This window comes from Kitasatospora sp. NPDC096128, from assembly GCF_040303105.1.
Taxonomy (GTDB): Bacteria; Actinomycetota; Actinomycetes; order Streptomycetales; family Streptomycetaceae; genus Kitasatospora.
In genome coordinates this window covers 64,539-83,367 of sequence record NZ_JBEOSP010000040.1, presented here as the reverse complement: position 1 = coordinate 83,367, position 18,829 = coordinate 64,539, and the positions used below count along the sequence as shown (strand labels likewise).

Here is an 18,829-nt window from a genome sequence, read left to right as displayed (position 1 = left end):
ACCCCTATGCGCGGGCGCCGCTGACCCCCCGGCGGCGCGGGCGCGGGGGGGGGGGGGGCCCCCCCCCCCCACGGCTCCGCCAGCTTGTTGATCTTCAGCCGCTGCGGGATGTTGAACAGCATGACGATCGGGTTGATGATCATCGACGGGATGCCCCACCAGCCCTGCCAGAGACTGTCGGAGACCATCTCGCGGTGCGTGGCGATGCCGCAGCTGCGGCAGTACGGGCCCCGGCGCTTGAGGTAGCGCAGGACGATGACGAAGCCCTGGTGCCCGCGGATGGTGGCGTCCACGGCCGGGACGGAGCCGCAGACGGAGCAGGTGAGCTGCCCCTCGCCGTAGACGGGCGACTCCTCGGCCGGGGCGGCGGAGGCGGTCTCCGTGGGCGCGGTGGCGTCGGGCAGCTCGGCAGACTGAGTGGAAATGGTGAATCCCCCGTGGTGATCAAGAATGTGTTCCGGCGAAACCTATCGCCCCTCGATCGCCAGGAAAGGGTCATCAAGGCCCCCGGCCGACGGAAGGTCACCGAACCGTGATCACAAATCGGTCGATCGGCGCCGAATCGCGGCGGTGGCAGCCGCGGGCAGGTTCCCCGGGCTCAGCGGTACCAGGTGCGGATCGCGCTCGCGGTCTCCCGGACGTCGGTACTCCCCGCGCGGATCCGGACGGCCAGGTCGACGGCCTGCTTGGGGTCGGCGGTGACGATGACGCCGGAGGCGCTCAGGTACGAGGCGGCGACCACGGCGGCGAAGTGCTCGTTGGCGGACTCCAGCGCCGGGACCCTGATCAGCTGGTGCATCAGGGCGGCCGCGCGCTGGTGCACGGCGCCGTAGACGGGCACGTCCATCACCTCGTCGGCGTGCCGGGCCACGGCGGCGGCCAGAGTGCCGTAGTCGGTGATGTCCGGGTCGCCCGGCAGGAACTGGTGGGCGATGTCGAGCAGCCAGACCCGGTCGATCCGCAGGATCACGCCGCGTCCGCCGTGGCGTCGCGGGTGCTGCGCGGGTACGGCCCGAACTCCTCCTCGAACGCCGGCCCCCAGGCCTGCGCGAAGTGGGCGGCGGCGGTCAGGAACCGCTCGCGCCGCTCGTCCGCCTCCTCGGCCAGCACCTTGCGCGCGTAGTCCGGCAGGCTCATCCCGGCGGCCTCCGCGCGCTGCTCCAGGGCCTCGTGCACGGCGTCGTCCAGTCGGACGTTCAACTGCTTCATGGCCGTGAGCGTAGCCGCAGGTACGGCCCGCTACAAGGCGGCCGCCCGGCCTCGGAACACGGCAGGACCCGGTCGGCACACCGGAGGCCGACCCGACCGGGTCATCCGCCCCACCGTGCTGCGGCGGATCGGACGGCGGGGCGGCCGCCGGGGATGCCGAGGTTCTCGGGGAGTTCCACCGCGTGCACCCCGGGCGGGAGTTCGGGCAGCGGGGCGCCCTGGCCGAGCACCACGACGGTGGCGCGGTCGCCCTCCTGGGCGGCCGCCGAGTCCAGCAGTGCGCACAGTTCCCGGGGGCGGTCCCCCACCGTCAGGACCGCCACGCCCAGTGTCACGCCCATCCGCACCCGGCTCCACGCCGCACGCTACCCGCCGTCCGCTATCCGCCGTCCCGCCCGGTGGACGCGGCCCGCTCGTCCAGCCCCCGCTCGTCCAGCACCCGGACGTCCAGGGCGGGCCAGTGCGCCGCCCACCGGGTCAGCCGGTCGGCGTCCAAGGGGCTCTGCGGGAGCAGCGAGGCGTCCGGGTGGAAGGTCACGCAGGTGCCGGTGGTGCCGTCCGGCTCGACCGGGTCGAGGCCGGTGACCGGGAGGCCGTGTTCGTAGCGCTGGGTCCAGGCGCCGTCGAGCCGTCGGTTGGTGTGCAGCAGCCGGGTGCTGAGCGCCGCGACGACGGACATGCCCCGACGCGGGTGGCCGTCCGGGAGCAGCTCCGCCCCGGGGTCGTCGAAGAAGCGCAGGTCCTTGGTCGCCATGACGGGTTTCCTGACCGCCTCGCCGTGTTCGTCGACCCGGGTGTCGGTGCCCCGCCCGTCGTCGCGGACCGAGACCGAGCCGCCGGGGTGCAGGGTGACCACGCACCGGCCCGCGCCGCGCGCGTCCGCCTCGTCGGCCGGGTAGGCGAGCACCTCCAGCACGAGATGCGCCACGCCACCCGGGGCGCAACCGGCGGCATCCGCCCGCACCTCGTCGAGGTGCCCGGCGTCCACGGCGGCGGCCCAGTCGTGGGTGGTGTTGGTCCAGGTGTCCCTCGCGGTTCCGTCCATCCGAGGAGTATGCCCCGGCGGTCAACGGCCGCCCGCCGAGCGGCCGTACGGGCCTCGACCGTCAGCCGGCCGCTGGTCGATGACCGGCCGTCACCCGGTGACCAGCCGCCGGCCGCTGATCTCGGCCGGGCGGATCCGGACCCAGCGCGGCCGGTCGCCGCCCGCCCAGGGGGCCGCGCCGGGCAGGCCGTCGAGCCGGTGCAGCTCCTCCGGGTCGTCCACGTACTGGACCGAGCCGAGGGCGAGCACGCTCCAGCCGCGCCCCAGGTACTCGTCGATGCGGTCGACCTGGAAGGACACCTCCGCCCCCGGCTCCGGGGCGGTGGCGGTGTGCTCGCCGGTGCGGTAGGCGAAGGTGGCCTGGTCGACCACGTAGTTGACGGGGTAGACCGCCGGGCCGGGTCGCACCGGCAGGGCGATCCGGCCGATCCCGTGGGTGCCGACCAGCTCCCAGCACTCGGCGTCGGTGAGGTCGAGCAGCCGGGGCCGCGGGCCGGGTCCGCCGCGGCCGGGCGGGGCGTCCGCGCGGCCCTCCAGGAGCTCCTCCCGGCTGGTGCCGAGGGCGGCCGCGATCCGGACGAAACCGCCGGGGTCGAAGGCGGGGCCGGCCACCAGCAGGTGGCGCAGGTACTGGGGCGCCATCGCGGCCCGGTGGGCCAGGGCGTCCTCGCTGAGGCCGAGTTGCTCGCGGCATTCGGCGATCCGGTCGGCCACGGCGGTGGGGTCGGGATCGGGGGTGTCGTTCACGGTGGTGGCTCCTCGGCTCGCCAAGGGGGTGCCCGGACCGGTGTCCGGGCGGTGACCAGGCCGGATCCATCCAAGCGTCCGGCCCACCCCGAGTCGAGGAACGGCGGGGCCCCGTGCGTGTCGGCCCACCCCGCACCCGGTAACGGGAACCCGACCTTGATCCGCCCTCCGCCGCCTGCAATCATCCCCCTGACGTGGAATCAAGTCCGGGTCGGCAACGGGGAACAACGGGGAAGCAAGGAGACACATCCGTGATCGTCGTGACGGGTGCCACCGGTACGGTCGGCTCGAAGATCGTCGCCGGGCTGCGCGAGCGCGGCCTGGAGGTGCGGGCGCTGGTGCGCGCCGGGTCCGCGGGCCCGGCCGAGTGGGACGCGGGGGTCGAGCGGGTCGCCGCCGACTTCGCCGACCCGGCTTCGCTGGACGCCTTGCTGGCCGGGGCCGACACCGTCTACCTGCTGGTCGCCGTGCACCCGGAGATGGCCGAGCACGAGCGGAACGTGATCGACGCGGCCGTCCGCACCGGCCGCCGCCCGCGGATCGTGCTGCACGCGGCCGCCGGCGTCGAGTACCGGCCGGAGGGAGTGCGCTTCGTCGGCTCGCACGTGGCGGGCCTGGACCACCTCAAGGCCTCCGGCCTGCCGTGGACCGTCCTCAGCCCGAACGGCTTCCACCAGAACTTCCTCGGCACCGCCCCGACCGTCAAGGCCGGCCACCTCGCCGTGCCGGGCGGCGAGGGCGCGGTGTCGTACGTGGACGCCCGGGACGTCGCGGCGGCCGCCGTCGAGGTGCTGGCGACGGAGGGGCACGAGGGCGCGGTCTACACCCTGACCGGCCCGGCCGCGCTCACCCACGGCGAGCTGGCCGAGCAGCTGGGCGCCGCCGCGGGCCACCCGGTCTCGTACACCGCGCTCACTCCGGAGGCCGCCCTGGACGGCCTGCTCGGCATGGGCTGGGAGCCGTGGCGGGCCGAGGGCATGGTGGAGCTGTACGGGCTGTACGCGGCCGGGGCGGCCTCGGCCGTCAGCCCGGACGTCGAGAAGCTGACCGGCCGTCCGCCGCGCTCCTTCGCCGAGTTCGCCGCCGAGCACGCGGACGCCTTCCGCGCCTGAGCCGCGCGCGGGGCCGTCGCCACCGCCGTCGCCGTCGCCGTGAAGCGGTGGCGACGGCGCGGCCCCGGCGCCCGGATCGACCGGCGTCGTCAACGCTGCGTCAAGATCCCCCTGCACAAGCCTTACCGTGCCCTCCGGCCGGGAGCATACTGTGCTGCGCGCGGCGAGCGCCCGGCGACAGGGCCACTCCGGACCCGGCCCGGCCGCACCGCGACGGGGAGAAGGTAGAACAGGCGTGGCAGTACTCGTGATCGTCGCCGTGGTGGTCCTCTTCCTGCTGACGACCGGCGTGCGGGTGGTGCAGCAGTACGAGCGCGGCGTGGTGTTCCGGCTCGGCAGGGTGCGCGGGACGGTCCGCGAGCCGGGCCTGACGCTGCTGGTGCCGGTGCTGGACAAGATGCGCAAGGTGAACGTCCAGGTGGTCACCATGCCGGTGCCCACCCAGGAGGGCATCACCAAGGACAACGTCTCGGTGAGCGTCGACGCGGTGCTGTACTTCCGCGTGATCGAGCCGATCAGGGCGACCGTGGACGTGCAGAACTACAACTTCGCCATGCTGCAGGTCGCCCAGACCTCGCTGCGCTCGATCATCGGCAAGAGCGAGCTGGACGATCTGCTGTCCGGCCGGGAGAACCTCCACCACGACCTGGAGGTCATGCTGGAGAGCCCGGCGTCGGGCTGGGGCGTGCACATCGACCGGGTGGAGATCAAGGACGTCAGCCTGCCCGACTCGATGAAGCGCTCGATGGCCCGCCAGGCCGAGGCGGACCGTGAGCGCCGGGCCCGTATCATCACCGCGGACGGCGAGTTCCAGGCGGCCGCCAAGCTCGCCGAGGCGGCGGCCATGATGTCCGGGACCCCGGCGGCCCTGCAGCTGCGCATGCTGCAGACGGTGGTCGAGGTGGCGGCGGAGAAGAACTCGACGCTGGTGCTGCCGTTCCCGGTGGAGATGCTGCGGTTCTTCGAGGCGTCCGCGAACCGGCTCAACGAGGGCGCGGCAGCCCCGGCCGCGCCCGCACCGGCCGCACCGGTCCCGGCGCCGGCCGTCCCGCCGCAGGCGCCCGCCGCTCCGATCGACGCCGACTGACGTCCGGCCGGCCCGGGAAGTTCCCGGGCCGGCCATAGGTCGGCTCTATGAGGTCATAGATCGACACCGCCTACACCTCCGCGCGACCGGCGGGTTGGCTGCAAGGGTCCAGACCATTCGGCCCCGCCGTGTGCCCGCCCGGAGGATTCACCCGCATGACCCGTTCGATCCGAGTCGCCATCGTCGGAGCCGGCCCCGCCGGGATCTACGCCGCCGACGCCCTGCTCAAGTCCGACGCCGCGAAGGCGCCCGGCGTCTCGATCGACCTGTTCGAGCGGATGCCGGCCCCCTTCGGCCTGATCCGCTACGGCGTGGCCCCGGACCACCCGCGGATCAAGGGCATCGTCACCGCCCTGCACCAGGTCCTCGACAAGCCGCAGGTCCGCCTGTTCGGCAACGTCGACTACCCGACCGACCTCACCCTGGACGACCTGCACCGCCACTACGACGCCGTGGTCTTCTCCACCGGCGCGATGGCCGACCGCTCGCTCGACCTGCCCGGCATCGACCTGGACGGCTCCTACGGCGCGGCGGACTTCGTCTCCTGGTACGACGGCCACCCGGACGTGCCGCGCAGCTGGCCGCTGGAGGCCGAGAAGGTCGCCGTCCTCGGCGTCGGCAACGTCGCCCTGGACGTCGCCCGGATCCTCGCCAAGACCGCCGACGAGCTGCTGCCCACCGAGATCCCCCCGAACGTGTACGAGGGCCTGAAGGCCAACCGCGCCGTCGAGGTCCACGTCTTCGGCCGCCGCGGCCCGGCCCAGGCCAAGTTCAGCCCGATGGAGCTGCGCGAGCTCGACCACTCGCCCACCATCGAGGTCATCGTCAACCCCGAGGACATCGAGTACGACGAGGGCTCGATCGCCGAGCGCCGCGCCGTCAAGCACGTCGACCTGGTCGCCGCCACCGTCGAGAACTGGGCGATCCGCGACGTCGGCGACCGCCCCCACCGGGTCTACCTGCACTTCTTCGAGTCCCCGGTCGAGGTGCTCGGCGAGGACGGCAAGGTCGTCGGCCTGCGCACCGAGCGCACCGAGCTGGACGGCACCGGCAACGTGCGCGGCACCGGCCGGCACACCGACTGGGACGTCCAGTCGGTCTACCGCGCCGTCGGCTACTACTCCGACGAGCTGCCCAAGCTGCCCTTCGACCCGGTCTCCGGCACCGTCCCGCACCGGGCCGGCCGCGTCCTGGACGGCGACGGCTCGCACATCCCCGCCGTCTACGTCACCGGCTGGATCAAGCGCGGCCCGGTCGGCCTGATCGGCCACACCAAGGGCGACGCCAACGAGACCGTCGCCTGCCTGCTGGAGGACCACGCCACCGGCCGGCTGCCCGGCGCCACCGAGCCCGACCCGGTGGCGATCGAGGAGCACCTGCGCGCCCGCGGCGTCCGCTTCACCACCTGGGACGGCTGGAAGCAGCTCGACGCCCACGAGCGGGAGCTCGGGCAGGCCGAGGACCGCGAGCGCGTCAAGGTCGTCGAGCGCGAGGACATGCTGCGCCACAGCGGGGCCTGAGGCACGCCTGCTGTCACCGGCGGACGATCGGCAGCAGCACCTCGTCGACGATCGCCACCGGATCGAGTTCCACGGCGCCCCCGCCGCACATCTTGATCCGGTACAGCATCAGCGCCGGCACCACGTCGGTGACCATCGGGGTGACCGCCCCGGGGCGGACCTCGCCCCGGGCGGTGCCCCGGTCGAGCACCTCGGCGATCAGCGCGGTGGTGGGTTCGACCACCCGCTCCTGCACCAGCTCCAGGAAGACCCGGGCGCGCTGGTGGTCGATCTCGCTCATGATGGCGCGGACGGCGGCACCCAGGTCGCTGAACATCGCGGTGCGCAGTCCGGTCACCACCTCCAGGAGGTCCCCGCGCAGGCTGCCGGTGTCCGGGGCCGGCCGGGCCGGGGGCAGGGCGGCCCGCAGCGCGTCCATGACCAGCTCCTCCTTGGAGGACCACCGCCGGTAGAGCGCGGCCTTGCCGGTCTGCGCGGCGGCGGCCACACCCTCCATGGTCAGACCGGCGTAGCCGTCGGTGGTGAGCTGCCCGAGGGCGGCCCGGTAGATGGCGCTCTCCAGCGCCTCGCCGCGCCGACGGACCGGGGCGGCGGCCGCCGCGTGCACGGATCCGTCCTCAGCGGTACGGGCTTCTGCGGACATGGCTGCTCACCTTCCGGGGTGTCCGGCCCACCAGGCCTACGACCAATGTTAGAGAACGAATCCGTTCCCTCCCAGGAGCGCTGCGTGACCGGCCACCCGGGAACCCATCGACCACCGCCTCCTGGAAGGTAGTCACACCCACGGCGGCAGCCCGTACGGCAACCGCAGCGGTGACCCGCCGCCACCGCGACGGGTGCCTGCTTTCCGGGTGCGGCGCTCGTACGGGCGGCACGCCGTGCGGGGCGGGCGGCCCCCGGCGAGACTCGGTCGCAGGACGGGGCCCACCCACCTGAGAAACCCGAAGGAGCGGTCATGCCGGAGCCCGAGGCGCCGGAAACGCCCCCGCGGCAGGGCGGCGGCCCCACCCTGCGCGAGGTTCTGCTGCACCGGGGCTACCTCGGACTGCTGCTGGTCGCGGTGCTGGTCGGCATCCCGATCTCGCTGGTCGCCTTCGGGTTCGTCGGCCTGGTACACGAGCTGCAGCACTGGATCTGGGAGAGCCTGCCGGACGCCGCCGGGTTCGACCGGGCGCCCTGGTGGTGGCCGCTGCCCGCGCTGGCGCTGGCCGGGCTGCTGCTGGCCCCGATCGTCACCCGGCTGCCGGGGCGCGGCGGGCACGTGCCGGTGGACGGGCCCGGCGGCGGGCCCAGCCTGCCCCGGGACGTGCCCGGGGTGGTACTGGCCGCGCTCTGCTGCCTGCCGCTCGGCGCGGTGCTCGGCCCGGAGGCGCCGCTGATGGCACTGGGCGGCGGACTCGCGCTGCTCGCCGTCCGGGCCCCGACCCGGGCCCGGAACCCCCGGGTCGTACCGGTGCTGGGCGCGGCGGGGGCGTCGGCGGCGATCTCCACCATCTTCGGCAGCCCGCTGGTGGCCGCGGTGATGATGATCGAGGGGGCCGGGCTGGGCGGCCCGCAGTTGGTCGCACTGATCCTGCCCTGCCTGCTCGCCAGCGGCGTCGGCGCCCTGGTGTTCACCGGCTTCGGACACTGGACCGGCCTGGCGGTCGGCGCGCTGTCGCTGCCGCATGTGCCGACGACCGGCACCCCGGATCCCGGTGACTTCCTGTGGGGCGTGCCGCTGGCCGTCGCGGTCGCGCTGGTCTGCGTGACGGGGCAGGCGCTCGGCCGCCGGGTGAAGGCGTTCACGACAGGCGGCCCCGGCGGCCCCGGCGGCCCCGGCGTCGGTCCGACCGCCCGGCGGACCGCCGTCCGCACCGTCGGCTGCGCGGTCGCGGTCGGCGGCTGCGTCGCCGCGTACGCGCTGCTCACCGGCCGTTCGCCGGAAGAGGCCGCGCTCTCCGGCCAGGCCACCCTGAGCGCCCTCGCCGCCGATCCGGCCGCCTGGCCGATCGGCGCGCTGCTCGCGCTGGTGCTGTGCAAGACACTCGGCTGGGGGATCGCGCTGGGCAGTCTGCGCGGTGGGCCGATCTTCCCCGCGATCCTGATCGGCGGCGCCCTCGGGGTGGCCTGCGCGCCGCTGCCGGGCCTGGGCACCGCACCGGCGCTGGCCGCCGGGCTGGCCGCCTCCGGCGCGGCCGTGACGAAGCTGCCGGTGACCAGCACGGTGCTGGCCGCGATGCTGCTCGGCGGGCAGGCGGCCGACGCGATGCCGCTGCTGATCGTCACCGCCGTGACGGCGTTCCTGACCGCCGAGCTGTTGCGCGGCCGGACCGGGCACGCTCGAAAGGCGCCCGCCCCGGTACCGCCCGACCGGCCCTGACGCCCCTGTTCGGCGCTCTTGTCAATGTTCGGTGCCGCGGAAACCCGTCCGGGGGACGTCAGATGAACAAACGCCGATTCCCCGGCACCGCGCCCGGCCCGTGCGCGATAACGGAGTTGCTCCTGGCCGACCCCACCCGAGGAATCGCCCCATGCCGATCAGCAACTACGGCGTGCTCGCCGCCACCGCCGTCGACCGGCGCCGCGAGGGCGCCACCGGCACCCCGCACTACCAGATCCACCTGCGCGACGCCGCCGGCACCGACTACCGCGCGGCCGTCAACGTGCTCTCCCAGCAGGCCCCTTCGGACCTGCTCTACCTCGCCGACGAGGACTTCCGGCACCCGGTCACCGGCCTGCTCCCGCCCGCCGGCAGCGGCTGGACGCAGTTGGGCTCCCGCCCCGGCACGGCGAGCCTGGACTTCGTCCGCGGCAAGCTCTTCGACCGCTCCGCGATGCACGTGCTGCCGCCCGACCTCCCGGGCCCGGACAACGACCTCGCCGACCTGCTCGACCACTACGTCCAGCACGCGATCGCCGACCACGGCGCCGACGTCTACGTGTTCGGCCAGCGCTTCGGGCCCGAACCCGGCGTCCCCGACAAGGTGTTCGGCTTCCTGCCCGGCAACGGCGTGCACGACGTGCACATGAACCAGGGCAACAGCGGCCAGTTCCGCAAGGACGACGGGGTGTACCAGGACGGCGCCCTGCTGATCCACCTCCCGGACGAGAACCGCTGGGCGGCGGTGTTCCTCGCCTTCCAGTCGCAGTCCTGGCACACCGACGACCACACCGGCCACGGCCTGCCCGGCGCCGTCCCGCACCCCGCCCGGGCACCCCAGGACTCCCCCAGCATCCAGGCGTAGCACGGCAGAAGGGCCGCCCGGGGCCGCACGCCGACGGCCCCGGGCGCCCGCCGGCAGATCAGTTGTTGATCGGCGGATTGGGCCGGGTCAGTCCGCGGTCGTAGGCGAAGATCACCGCCTGCACCCGGTCCCGGGCGCCGATCTTCGCGAGCACCCGGCTGACGTGGGTCTTGACGGTCGACTCGGCCAGCACCAGCCGCTGGGCGATCTCGCTGTTGGTCCAGCCCTGGGCGATGGCCACCAGGATCTCCCGCTCGCGCTCGGTGAGCGCCTCCAGCCGGGGATCGTCGACGGGCGCCGCGCCGGCCGGGCGGACCGGCAGGTGATGGGCGTAGGCGTCGAGCAGCCGCCGGGTGATGGCCGGGGCCACCACCGCGTCGCCCTCGGCGACGGCGCGGATCCCGGCGAGCAGTTCCTCCGGCCGGGCGTCCTTGAGCAGGAAGCCGCTGGCCCCGGCGCGCAGCGCGGCGTGCGCGTACTCGTCGAGGTCGAAGGTGGTGAGGACCAGGATGCGCGAGCGCCCGCCGCCGGCGACGATCCGGCGGGTGGCCTCGATGCCGTCCATGCCGGGCATCCGGATGTCCATCAGGACGACGTCGGGCCGCAGGTCTGCGGTGAGCCGGACGGCCTCGGTGCCGTGCGCCGCCTCGCCGACCGCCTCGGTGTCGGGCTGGCTCTCCAGCAGCATCCGGAAGCCGTAGCGCTGGAGTGGCTGGTCGTCCACGATGAGGACGGTGGTCACGGGTGGCCGCCTGTCGGGTCGGGGGTGAGGTCCAGTACGGCCTCCACGGTCCATCCTCCCCCAGGACCGGGGCCCGCCGTGACGGTGCCGCCGTAGAGGGCCGCGCGTTCGCGCATCCCGGCCAGGCCGTGCCCCTCGCCGTCCGGGCGCGCCGGAGGGCGGGCGCCGCCGGGCGGGCCGGCGTCCTGGACCCGCACCCGCAGCCGGGTGGCGTCGACGGTCAGGGTGACGTGCGCCCGGGTGTCCGCTCCGGCGTGCTTGAGGGTGTTGGTGAGCGCCTCCTGGACGATCCGGTAGGCCATCAGCTGGACGCCGCGGTCCAGCCGGTCCGGGTCGCCGGAGACGGTGTACACCACCTGGGGTCCGGCGGCGCGGATCCGGGCGCACAGCCCGTCCAGGTCGGCGATGCCGGGCTGGGGGTTGAACTCTGCGGCCTGGTCGGCCTGGTCGCGCAGCACGCCGAGCATCCGGCGCAGCTCGCCGAGCGCCTGCCGGCTGGTCTCGCCGATCAGTTGCAGCGCCTCGCGGCCGCGCTCGGGGTGGGTCTGGGCGGCGTAGGCGCCGCCGTCGGCCAGGGTGACGATGACGGACAGGTTGTGGCCGATGATGTCGTGCATCTCCCGGGCCACCCGGGTGCGTTCGGTGGCGGTGGCCAGCCGGCTGCGCTGGTCGCGCTCGATCTCCAGCCGGGCGGCGCGCTCGCGCAGTCCGGCCAGCTGGGCGCGGCGGATGCGCACCGCGATGCCCAGGGCCACCCCCGCGGTGGCGGCGCTGACCAGGAAGAACAGGGCGTCCCCGACCGGCAGCCCGCCACCGGACACCTCCACCGCGACCAGCGCCATCGCCCCGACCATCACCAGGCAGGACCAGGCCAGGTGCCGCAGCCGGCCGTGCAGGGCCAGGCTGTAGAGCGCCACCAGCAGGGCGGCGTCGGCGCGCAGGCCCACGCCCAGCGACCACTGGAGCACGAACACCGCCATGATCGCGGCGAAGGCCGCCGTGGGCCTGCGCCGGCGCCACAGCAGCGGCAGCACCAGGCCGGCCTGGAGGGCCAGGGTGGCCGGCAGCGGGAGCCGGACCAGGCTGAGCCGGTGCTCGTGCGGGCCGCCGTCGCCGTGGCCGGGGAAGAGGTCGGGCAGGGCGAACACCAGGAACACCACGGCCACCACGGCGGCGTCCAGCACCCAGGGGTGGTCGCGGTCCGCCTCGCGCAGCCGCTGGCCGATCCGGGCCAGCCGGGCGAACAACGGGTGGCCGGACAGCGCGTCGGTGGCCGCGAACGGGCCGGCGGAGGCGGAGTGGTCCTCGCTCACCGGTGGTTCTCCCTGCTGGTCGTACGAACGGAACGGGATGGGACGGAACAGGATCGGACGGAACGAAGGGGAACCGTACGGAACCGGACGAAGCGGTGCGGCGCCGGTCTGGTCCGGCACCGCACCGCGAGTGTCTCAGGCGCCGGAGCGCCCGGGCTCAGGCGTCGCTGCGCACCAGCCGTACGGCGGCCCCGGCGAGCGCGAGCACCGTCCAGCCGAGGAAGACCAGCAGGCCGGCCGTCGGCGAGAGCGTGGTCGAGTCGTGGTGCAGGGCGAACATCGCCTCACCGGCGTGGCTGGGCAGGTAGGGGCTGATGTGGCTCTGCCAGGACGTCGGCAGCAGCGAGGTCAGACCGGGGATCAGCATCAGCGAGGCGACCAGGACGGCGATGCCGCCGGCCACCGAGCGCAGCAGCGCTCCGAGGGCCACGCCGATCACGCCGACCAGGCCCAGGTAGAGCCCGGCGCCGAGCAGGCCGCGCACCACGCCGGTGTCGGAGAGGGTCATCGCCGCCCGGGTGGAGGACAGGATGCCGCTGTCGGCCGTGAAGGTGACGAACACCCCGACGGTGCCCAGCACCAGCGCGATCACGCCGTACACCGCCGCCTTGGACCACAGCACCGGCAGGCGGCGCGGCACAGCGGCCAGGGTGGAGCGGATCATGCCGGTGGAGTACTCGCCGGCCGCGACCAGCACGCCGAGGACGCCGAGCGCCAGTTGGGCGAAGTTGGTGCCGAACAGGGACAGGCTCAGCGCGCCGGCGTCGGCGAAGTCCCGGTCCATCGGGCGGCCGGAGGTGATCCGCGACTTGAACTGGAACGCGGCGATCAGGCCGAAGGCGACCAGGAACAGCAGCGCCAGGCCGAGGGTGATCCAGGTGGAGCGCAGCGACCAGAGCTTGGCCCACTCCGAGCGCAGCACGCGCGCGGCCGTCACCTTGTAGGCGGGGCTTGCGGGGCGCGTCCCGGCGGGCGTGGACGACGTCTGGCTGGGGGCGATCGTGCTCATGCCGCGCTCCTCTGGGTCTCGACGGTGGTGGTGCCGTGGTACTCGACGGCGTCCCGGGTCAGCTCCATGAACGCCTCCTCCAGGGAGACCGTCCGGGGGGTCAGCTCGAACACCGCGATGCCCTCCTCGGCGGCGGTGAGGCCGATCTCGCGGGCCGTCCGCCCGGTGACCAGCAGCTCCTCGGAGCCGGAGCGGCCGGTGATCTCCACGCCCGGTCCGGCGAGCGCCGAGCGCAGCCGGGTCGGGTCGGCGCTGACGACCTTGACGACGTCGCCGCCGGCCTGCTGGACCAGCTCCTGCACGGTGGTGTCGGCCAGCAGCCTGCCCCGCCCGACGATGATCAGGTGGTCGGCGACCAGCGAGACCTCGCTCATCAGGTGCGAGGAGACGAAGACGGTGCGGCCCTCCTCGGCGAGCGAGGTGAGCAGGTTGCGGATCCAGAGCACGCCCTCGGGGTCGAGCCCGTTGACCGGCTCGTCCAGCATCACCGTGGCCGGGTCGCCCAGCAGGGCGGCCGCGATGCCGAGGCGCTGGCCCATGCCGAGCGAGAACGCCCCGGCGCGTTTGCGGGCCACCGACTGCAGGCCGGTCAGCTCGATGACCTCCTCGACCCGGCGGCGCGGGATGCCGTGGGTGTGGGCCTGGGCCATCAGGTGGTTGAAGGCCGAGCGGCCGGGGTGGATGGACTTGGCCTCCAGCAGCGCGCCCACCTCCTGCAGCGGCGCGGCGTGCTCGGCGTACCGGCGGCCGTTGACCCGGACCGACCCGCTGGTGGGCGCGTCCAGTCCGACGATCATCCGCATCGTGGTGGACTTCCCCGCCCCGTTGGGGCCGAGGAACCCGGTCACCGCCCCCGGCCGGACCGTGAAGTCCAGCCCGTCCACGGCGGTCTTCTCCCCGTACCGCTTCGTCAGCTGGTGCGCCTCGATCATCGCTAGCCCTTACGTTCAGGGGCCGGGCCCTCCCGGCCGCCCACGGTTCCACGCTAGGGCCCGGCGGGGCCGGATCCGTGGCACTGCGGACTGATCATCGGACGCCGCGTAGTACCGCGGTACCACTCCGTCGCCCTACCCGCGGAGAAGCGGCCGACGCCGACTACTCGATGGTCACCGCGCCTCCCGCACGGCGGCCACGCCGGCGGCCCAGGAGCGCGACGGAGCGTAGCCGCGGCGGGACTCGGACGGGACCGTGGCCCCATGCGCATGGGGCAGGTGCGGCGGTGCCATGGAGGGGCGGGTCGACCGGCCTGCGGAATCCCTCCCGGAGGACACCATGAGCGCCAGATCGGTCAACCCGGTGGCCGTCGCCGCCGGAGCTGCTGGGGTCGTCGTCTTCGCGGCCGTGGTCGCCCGCGCCGCCCGGTGCTGCAAGGCCTGTGCCGAGCACCGGGCGATCGACGAGGAGAGGCGCAAGGGCCGCGCTCACGGCCACGGCCACGGCCTCGGCAAGAAACGCGGTCACGGTCACGGTCACGGCAAGGGCCACGACCACGGTCACGTCCCGTGCCCGAACCCGCCGAACTGCGACTGACCCCCGCCCGGCCCGCGGCCGCTCCCGTCAGCCCGCCGCCGGGTTGCGCGGCAGCACCGCGTGCACCCGGGTGCCCCGGCCGGAGCCCACGGCGGGGTCGACGACGGGATCGACGGTGCAGCTGCCGCCGATCTCCGCCGCCCGGTCGCTCATCGACCGCAGCCCCACCCCCGGGTACGCCGCGTCGCCGGGGCCCCGCCCGTCGTCCTCGACGACGAGCTCCAGCCGCCCCGGGTCGACCCGGACGGTCACCGTGGCGCTGCTCGCCCGGGCGTGCCGCAGCACGTTGTTGAGCGCCTCGGCGGTGATCCGGTAGACGGCGACCTCGACGGCGGCGGGCAGGTCGGGCAGCGGGTCCGGGGCGAGCAGGGCGGTGACGGTGAGCTCGTCGCCGCTGAAGGTGTCGGCGAGGCGGCGCAGCGCCCGGGTCAGCCCGTAGTCGCCGAGCGCGGTGGGCCCGAGCCGGTCGGTGATCCGCCGGACCTCGCGGACGGCCGTGGCCAGGTCGTCGGCGACGTCCTCCAGGGCGCGGGCGAAGCGGGCCGGGTCGTCCACGGCGGCCGCGCCCTGCAGTCGCAGCCGCAGGCCGGCCAGCAGCGGGCCGAGTCCGTCGTGGATGTCGCGGCGCAGCTGGCGGCGCTCCTCCTCCCGGGCGGCGACGATCTGCTCGCGGCTGGCCCGCAGGTCCTCCATCAGCTGGAGCGAGGCGACGGCGGGCGCGGCCTGGTCGGCGAGGGAGCGCAGGATGTCGCGGTCGCTGTCGTCGAGCGCGCGCTGGCCGGGACGCGGGGCGACGGTGAGCCGGCCGATCTCGCTGCCGCGGTGGACCAGGGCGAAGCGCTCACCGCCCACGGGGGGCTCCCCCACCGCGGCGAGCCGGCGTTCACCGCCGCGGGTGGAGACGGTCAGGTCCACGCCGGGCAGCCGCAGTTCGTCCCCGACCGTGGCGCACAGCACGGTGGGCACGTCCTGCGGGTCGACGGTCTGGCTGACCCGCCCGGCGAGGCTGCGCAGCACCTGGTACGGCTGGGCGCGCGAGCCGTAGTACCAGCGGTCGACGATGCCGGAGGCCCGGCGCACGCCCCGGGGCAGTCCGCCGGCGAGCAGGAACACCACGGCGACCACGCACAGCGCGCCGAGGCCCCGGCCCGGCAGCAGCATGGTCGACAGCACCCCGGCCAGCAGCACGAAGACGACGGCCAGCCCGGCGGCGACCAGCAGCCCGACGAGCACCCGCCGGGCCGAGCGGTCCAGCCGCCAGGAGCCGTCGCGCACCACCACGGCGGCGAGGGTGACGGTCCACAGGGCGGAGGCGGCCGCGAAGGCGGCGTACGAGGCGGTGCTCTGGCCGTTGAAGTAGTAGCCGGCCTCGGCGCCGGCCCAGAGCAGGTAGACGGCGATCGCGATCAGCACGTTGTGCCGGCGGTGCCGGGAGACCCGGCGGGTGCGGGCCAGTGGGACGAGCACCACCAGGACGGTCAGGGCGACCCATACGGCCAGTTGGGTGATGTGCAGCGTGCCGTTGAAGTGCCGCAGCCAGTCGGCGAGGGTGCTGTCGGCGAGCGGGTTGGGGCGGCCGAACACGGTCGGCTGGTAGACGTAGTAGCTCGCCTGCGGCAGCATCCACAGGCCCACGGCGCCGATGGCGAGCCACCACCGGCGGTCGGTCAGCCGGCCGTACGGCAGCCAGAGCGGCAGCACCTGCCAGAGCGTGCCGCTGACGGTGTAGCCGATCGACTTGAGCACCACCACGGCCCCGACGTAGCGCGGGTCGCTCACCTCCGTCCAGACCGGGGTCTCGGCGGCGAGCGGCAGGATCAGCGCGGACCCGTACGCCAGCAGCACCCAGCCCAGCTCCAGGCCGGGGCGGTGGACGTGCACCAGCACCCCGCCGGCGACGGCGGCCAGCCCGTACCCGAGCACCGCGAGGTGCCGGGTCGGCTCGGCGATCCCGGGCGTGCCCAGGTGGCCCAGTACGTACCCGGCCCACAGCCCGCCCGCGGCCAGGCAGACCAGCGCGCACAGCCCCGCCGTCGCCAGCTGCCGCTCCGCCCGCCCGGGCCCGGGCCGCCACCGGAGGCTCCGCGCGCGCTCCGCACCGATTGCACCCATTGCCGCCCTCTTCTCACCCGCGACCGGCCGCATGGCTGCAGTCTCGTCCACCCGGTGTCCCGGGCGCATGGGGCAGCAGCCCCTGGAGTGAGGTGCAGGCGCTGATCGAGCAGGCGGGCGCCGCCCGCGCGGAGCAGCGGTCGACCGACGAAGCGCAGCGGGGCGGCACCTGAGCCCTTCCCGGCCGCCCCGGCGGTCGGACCCGCGCCCGTGCTCCGCGGCCCGCCGAGGTGTGCGGAGCACGGAGCCCCGGGAGACGCTGGGAACAGGCCGAGGACGGAGGAGGCAACCCCCATGAGCGACCCGCACGACACTCCCGGCTGAGCCCGCCGTGAACCGCTCCGGACCGGGTCGGCGCCCCCGGCCGCTCGGCAGCCGCCCGCCCCGGGTGGCGGTACGCCGGGCGCGGCCCGCAGCGCCCGCGGAGCACGTCCCTGCCGGGCTGCGCACCGCCGCCGGGTACGTCTGGCGGCTGGGGCTGCTCGGGGTGGCCGCCTACCTGGCCGTCGGGGTGCTCGGCGAACTGCAGGTACCGGTGACCGCGCTGTTCCTGGCGCTGGTGATCACCTCGGTGCTGCGCCCGCTGGTCGACCTGCTGGCCCGGCGGCTGCCCCGCGCACTGGCCGTGCTGGTGGCCTTCCTGTGCGCGGTCGCGGTCGTCGGCGGGATCCTGGCCCTGGTCGGGACGAACGTCGCCGACGAGTGGAACCGGATCGGCGACGAGCTGCGCGGCGGCCTCGGCCGGATCGACCACTGGCTCACCGGTGCGCCCTTCCACCTGCGCGCGGGCACCGTCACCGACCTGCGGACGAAGGTCGGCGCATTCGTCTCGGCGCACCGCTCGGCGCTGCTGACCACCGCGCTCAGCGGCGCGGGCCGGGCCGTCGAGCTGGTCACCGGGCTGGCCCTGGCGCTGTTCTGCTCGGTGTTCTTCCTGCACTCCGGCGACCGGATGTGGGGCTGGGCGCAGCGCCAGCTGCCCGCCGGGGCCCGCCCCGCCTGGAGCCGGGCCGGGCAGGCCGCCTGGCGCACCTTCGCCGGGTACACCCGCGGGGTGCTGATCGTCTCGGCGGTCAACGCGGCGCTGGTGGGCATCGCGCTGGCGATCCTGCGGGTGCCGCTGGTGCTGCCGCTGATGGTGCTGGAGTTCGTGGCGGCGCTGGTCCCGCTGATCGGCTCCCCGATCGCCCTGGCGATCGCCGCGCTGGTCGCGCTGGCCGCCCGGGGGCCGGTGGTCGCGCTGCTGGTGCTCGCCCTGATCGTGGTGATCGGCCAGATCGAGGGCCACCTGCTGCACCCGCTGGTGCTCGGCTGGTCGGTGCGGATCCACCCGGTGGCGATCGCCCTGTCGGTGATCGGCGGCGCCGTCCTGGCCGGCGTCCTGGGCGCGGTGGTCGCCGTGCCGGTGGTGTCGGTGGCCTGGGCCGTGCTCACCGAGCTGCGCGACCACGGCGACCCACACCCCACGAAGCACTGAGGCTCCGGCGCCCGTGGGCCCCCGGGCCCGGCTCACCCCACCCGTGCCGGGGCGGCCCGGCGCCGACGGGGTGAGACTGGTCGAGGGGCCCGGCGGCGAGCGGCTACGATCCCGCCCTGCGGGCGGAACAGGTGCGTCCTCCCGCCCCCTCCGCCCCCCTTCGCACCGCCCGAGGAGTCCGACATGGCCGACCACTCCCCCGAGCACCTGCTCGCCGCCATCGAGCTGGGCGCCTCCGCCCGGGCGCACGGCAACCACCCCTTCGGCGCGCTGCTCACCGGCCCCGACGGGAAGGTCCTGCTGACCGCGGAGAACAGCGTCCTGACCGACCACGACGTGACCGCCCACGCGGAGATCAACCTGGTCCGGCAGGCTTCCCGCACCCTGGCCCCGCACCAACTCGCAGACGCCGTCCTGTATTCGAGCACCGAGCCGTGCGCGATGTGCGCCGGGGCGATCTACTGGAGCGGCATCCGCCGGGTCGTCTACGCGCTGGCCGCGACCGAGCTGAACGCCATCGCGGGCGTGGACCCGGACGAGCCGGTGCTCGACCTGCCGTGCCGCGCGGTCTTCGCGGCGGGCGGCAGCACGGTGGAGGTGTCGGGACCGTTCCTCTTCGAGGAGGCCTCCGCGGTGCACGTCGGCTACTGGGGGTAGCCGACGACTGGGGTGGCCGACGACTGGGGCAACCGACGAGCA

Annotated in this window: 18 protein-coding genes and 2 pseudogenes; 8 read left to right on the top strand and 12 right to left on the bottom strand. The window is 74.8% G+C overall.

What is annotated here, in order from left to right; translation table 11 throughout:
* The 6 genes and pseudogenes from ABTY61_RS33250 to ABTY61_RS33225 all read right to left on the bottom strand — a co-directional run.
* Positions 1-293, bottom strand: a pseudogene (locus ABTY61_RS33250) (LppU/SCO3897 family protein); the annotation flags it as partial.
* Positions 294-598: 305 nt separating this feature from the next.
* Positions 599-970 carry a fic family toxin-antitoxin system, toxin component gene (locus ABTY61_RS33245; protein WP_350508868.1) on the bottom strand — a complete coding sequence of 124 codons (372 nt, stop codon included), beginning with the start codon at positions 968-970 and terminating at the stop codon, positions 599-601.
* Complete coding sequence (locus ABTY61_RS33240) at positions 967-1,209, bottom strand: plasmid mobilization protein (protein ID WP_350508867.1); 243 nt, start codon at positions 1,207-1,209, stop codon at positions 967-969. The genes ABTY61_RS33245 and ABTY61_RS33240 overlap by 4 nt, the downstream gene beginning before the upstream one ends.
* A gap of 140 nt (positions 1,210-1,349) precedes the next feature.
* Positions 1,350-1,550, bottom strand: a pseudogene (locus tag ABTY61_RS33235) (glycosyltransferase family 2 protein); the annotation flags it as partial.
* A gap of 38 nt (positions 1,551-1,588) precedes the next feature.
* The gene (locus ABTY61_RS33230) at positions 1,589-2,254 is read right to left on the bottom strand and encodes an ATP-binding protein (RefSeq protein ID WP_350508865.1); all 666 of its coding nucleotides are present in this window, start codon (positions 2,252-2,254) and stop codon (positions 1,589-1,591) included.
* A gap of 90 nt (positions 2,255-2,344) precedes the next feature.
* Positions 2,345-3,001 (bottom strand): pyridoxamine 5'-phosphate oxidase family protein, encoded by a 657-nt coding sequence (locus ABTY61_RS33225; RefSeq protein ID WP_350508864.1) that lies wholly within the window; start codon positions 2,999-3,001, stop codon positions 2,345-2,347.
* Positions 3,002-3,252: 251 nt separating this feature from the next.
* On the opposite strand from ABTY61_RS33225, the gene ABTY61_RS33220 reads away from it, so the two are divergent.
* The 3 genes from ABTY61_RS33220 (at position 3,253) to ABTY61_RS33210 (ending at position 6,720) form a co-directional block, all read left to right on the top strand.
* Positions 3,253-4,113 (top strand): NAD(P)H-binding protein, encoded by an 861-nt coding sequence (locus ABTY61_RS33220; protein ID WP_350508863.1) that lies wholly within the window; start codon positions 3,253-3,255, stop codon positions 4,111-4,113.
* A gap of 235 nt (positions 4,114-4,348) precedes the next feature.
* A complete protein-coding gene (locus ABTY61_RS33215) occupies positions 4,349-5,200 on the top strand; it encodes a slipin family protein (RefSeq protein WP_350508862.1) in 852 nt (283 codons plus the stop codon).
* A 155-nt stretch (positions 5,201-5,355) separates the two neighbouring features.
* A complete protein-coding gene (locus ABTY61_RS33210; RefSeq protein ID WP_350508861.1) occupies positions 5,356-6,720 on the top strand; it encodes an FAD-dependent oxidoreductase in 1,365 nt (454 codons plus the stop codon).
* Between the two features lie 13 nt (positions 6,721-6,733).
* Here the strand turns inward: ABTY61_RS33210 and ABTY61_RS33205 are convergent, their stop codons facing one another.
* The gene (locus ABTY61_RS33205; RefSeq protein WP_350508860.1) at positions 6,734-7,363 is read right to left on the bottom strand and encodes a TetR-like C-terminal domain-containing protein; all 630 of its coding nucleotides are present in this window, start codon (positions 7,361-7,363) and stop codon (positions 6,734-6,736) included.
* Positions 7,364-7,675: 312 nt separating this feature from the next.
* On the opposite strand from ABTY61_RS33205, the gene ABTY61_RS33200 reads away from it, so the two are divergent.
* Together ABTY61_RS33200 and ABTY61_RS33195 are read left to right on the top strand one after the other, a co-directional pair.
* A complete protein-coding gene (locus ABTY61_RS33200; protein WP_350508859.1) occupies positions 7,676-9,082 on the top strand; it encodes a chloride channel protein in 1,407 nt (468 codons plus the stop codon).
* 151 nt (positions 9,083-9,233) lie between these two features.
* The gene (locus ABTY61_RS33195) at positions 9,234-9,947 is read left to right on the top strand and encodes a DUF2278 family protein (RefSeq protein WP_350508858.1); all 714 of its coding nucleotides are present in this window, start codon (positions 9,234-9,236) and stop codon (positions 9,945-9,947) included.
* Positions 9,948-10,005: 58 nt separating this feature from the next.
* Here the strand turns inward: ABTY61_RS33195 and ABTY61_RS33190 are convergent, their stop codons facing one another.
* From ABTY61_RS33190 to ABTY61_RS33175, 4 genes are all read right to left on the bottom strand, one after another.
* On the bottom strand, positions 10,006-10,689 hold the full coding sequence (locus ABTY61_RS33190) for a response regulator (protein ID WP_350508857.1): 684 nt from the start codon (positions 10,687-10,689) through the stop codon (positions 10,006-10,008).
* The gene (locus tag ABTY61_RS33185) at positions 10,686-12,002 is read right to left on the bottom strand and encodes a sensor histidine kinase (RefSeq protein WP_350508856.1); all 1,317 of its coding nucleotides are present in this window, start codon (positions 12,000-12,002) and stop codon (positions 10,686-10,688) included. The genes ABTY61_RS33190 and ABTY61_RS33185 overlap by 4 nt, the downstream gene beginning before the upstream one ends.
* 157 nt (positions 12,003-12,159) lie before the next feature.
* Positions 12,160-13,011: an ABC-2 transporter permease gene (locus ABTY61_RS33180; protein ID WP_350508855.1), complete on the bottom strand. Its 852-nt coding sequence runs from the start codon at positions 13,009-13,011 to the stop codon at positions 12,160-12,162.
* Complete coding sequence (locus tag ABTY61_RS33175) at positions 13,008-13,943, bottom strand: ABC transporter ATP-binding protein (RefSeq protein WP_350508854.1); 936 nt, start codon at positions 13,941-13,943, stop codon at positions 13,008-13,010. The genes ABTY61_RS33180 and ABTY61_RS33175 overlap by 4 nt, the downstream gene beginning before the upstream one ends.
* A gap of 340 nt (positions 13,944-14,283) precedes the next feature.
* Between ABTY61_RS33175 and ABTY61_RS33170 the strand changes: the two genes are divergently transcribed.
* A complete protein-coding gene (locus ABTY61_RS33170; RefSeq protein ID WP_350508853.1) occupies positions 14,284-14,541 on the top strand; it encodes a hypothetical protein in 258 nt (85 codons plus the stop codon).
* Between the two features lie 27 nt (positions 14,542-14,568).
* Here ABTY61_RS33170 and ABTY61_RS33165 read toward each other — a convergent pair whose 3' ends face one another.
* A complete protein-coding gene (locus ABTY61_RS33165) occupies positions 14,569-16,653 on the bottom strand; it encodes a sensor histidine kinase (RefSeq protein ID WP_350508852.1) in 2,085 nt (694 codons plus the stop codon).
* A 331-nt stretch (positions 16,654-16,984) separates the two neighbouring features.
* Between ABTY61_RS33165 and ABTY61_RS33160 the strand changes: the two genes are divergently transcribed.
* Together ABTY61_RS33160 and ABTY61_RS33155 are read left to right on the top strand one after the other, a co-directional pair.
* Positions 16,985-18,130 (top strand): AI-2E family transporter, encoded by a 1,146-nt coding sequence (locus ABTY61_RS33160; RefSeq protein ID WP_502895466.1) that lies wholly within the window; start codon positions 16,985-16,987, stop codon positions 18,128-18,130.
* A gap of 183 nt (positions 18,131-18,313) precedes the next feature.
* Positions 18,314-18,787: a nucleoside deaminase gene (locus ABTY61_RS33155; RefSeq protein WP_350508851.1), complete on the top strand. Its 474-nt coding sequence runs from the start codon at positions 18,314-18,316 to the stop codon at positions 18,785-18,787.
* Positions 18,788-18,829: the final 42 nt, after the last annotated feature.

Coding starts and splice junctions, on each gene's coding strand:
- ABTY61_RS33240 (WP_350508867.1), bottom strand. CDS start 1,209: ATGAAGCAGTTGAACGTCCGACTGGACGACGCCGTGCACGAGGCCCTG.
- ABTY61_RS33230 (WP_350508865.1), bottom strand. CDS start 2,254: ATGGACGGAACCGCGAGGGACACCTGGACCAACACCACCCACGACTGG.
- ABTY61_RS33210 (WP_350508861.1), top strand. CDS start 5,356: ATGACCCGTTCGATCCGAGTCGCCATCGTCGGAGCCGGCCCCGCCGGG.
- ABTY61_RS33205 (WP_350508860.1), bottom strand. CDS start 7,363: ATGTCCGCAGAAGCCCGTACCGCTGAGGACGGATCCGTGCACGCGGCG.
- ABTY61_RS33200 (WP_350508859.1), top strand. CDS start 7,676: ATGCCGGAGCCCGAGGCGCCGGAAACGCCCCCGCGGCAGGGCGGCGGC.
- ABTY61_RS33195 (WP_350508858.1), top strand. CDS start 9,234: ATGCCGATCAGCAACTACGGCGTGCTCGCCGCCACCGCCGTCGACCGG.
- ABTY61_RS33180 (WP_350508855.1), bottom strand. CDS start 13,011: ATGAGCACGATCGCCCCCAGCCAGACGTCGTCCACGCCCGCCGGGACG.
- ABTY61_RS33175 (WP_350508854.1), bottom strand. CDS start 13,943: ATGATCGAGGCGCACCAGCTGACGAAGCGGTACGGGGAGAAGACCGCC.
- ABTY61_RS33170 (WP_350508853.1), top strand. CDS start 14,284: ATGAGCGCCAGATCGGTCAACCCGGTGGCCGTCGCCGCCGGAGCTGCT.
- ABTY61_RS33165 (WP_350508852.1), bottom strand. CDS start 16,653: ATGGGTGCAATCGGTGCGGAGCGCGCGCGGAGCCTCCGGTGGCGGCCC.
- ABTY61_RS33155 (WP_350508851.1), top strand. CDS start 18,314: ATGGCCGACCACTCCCCCGAGCACCTGCTCGCCGCCATCGAGCTGGGC.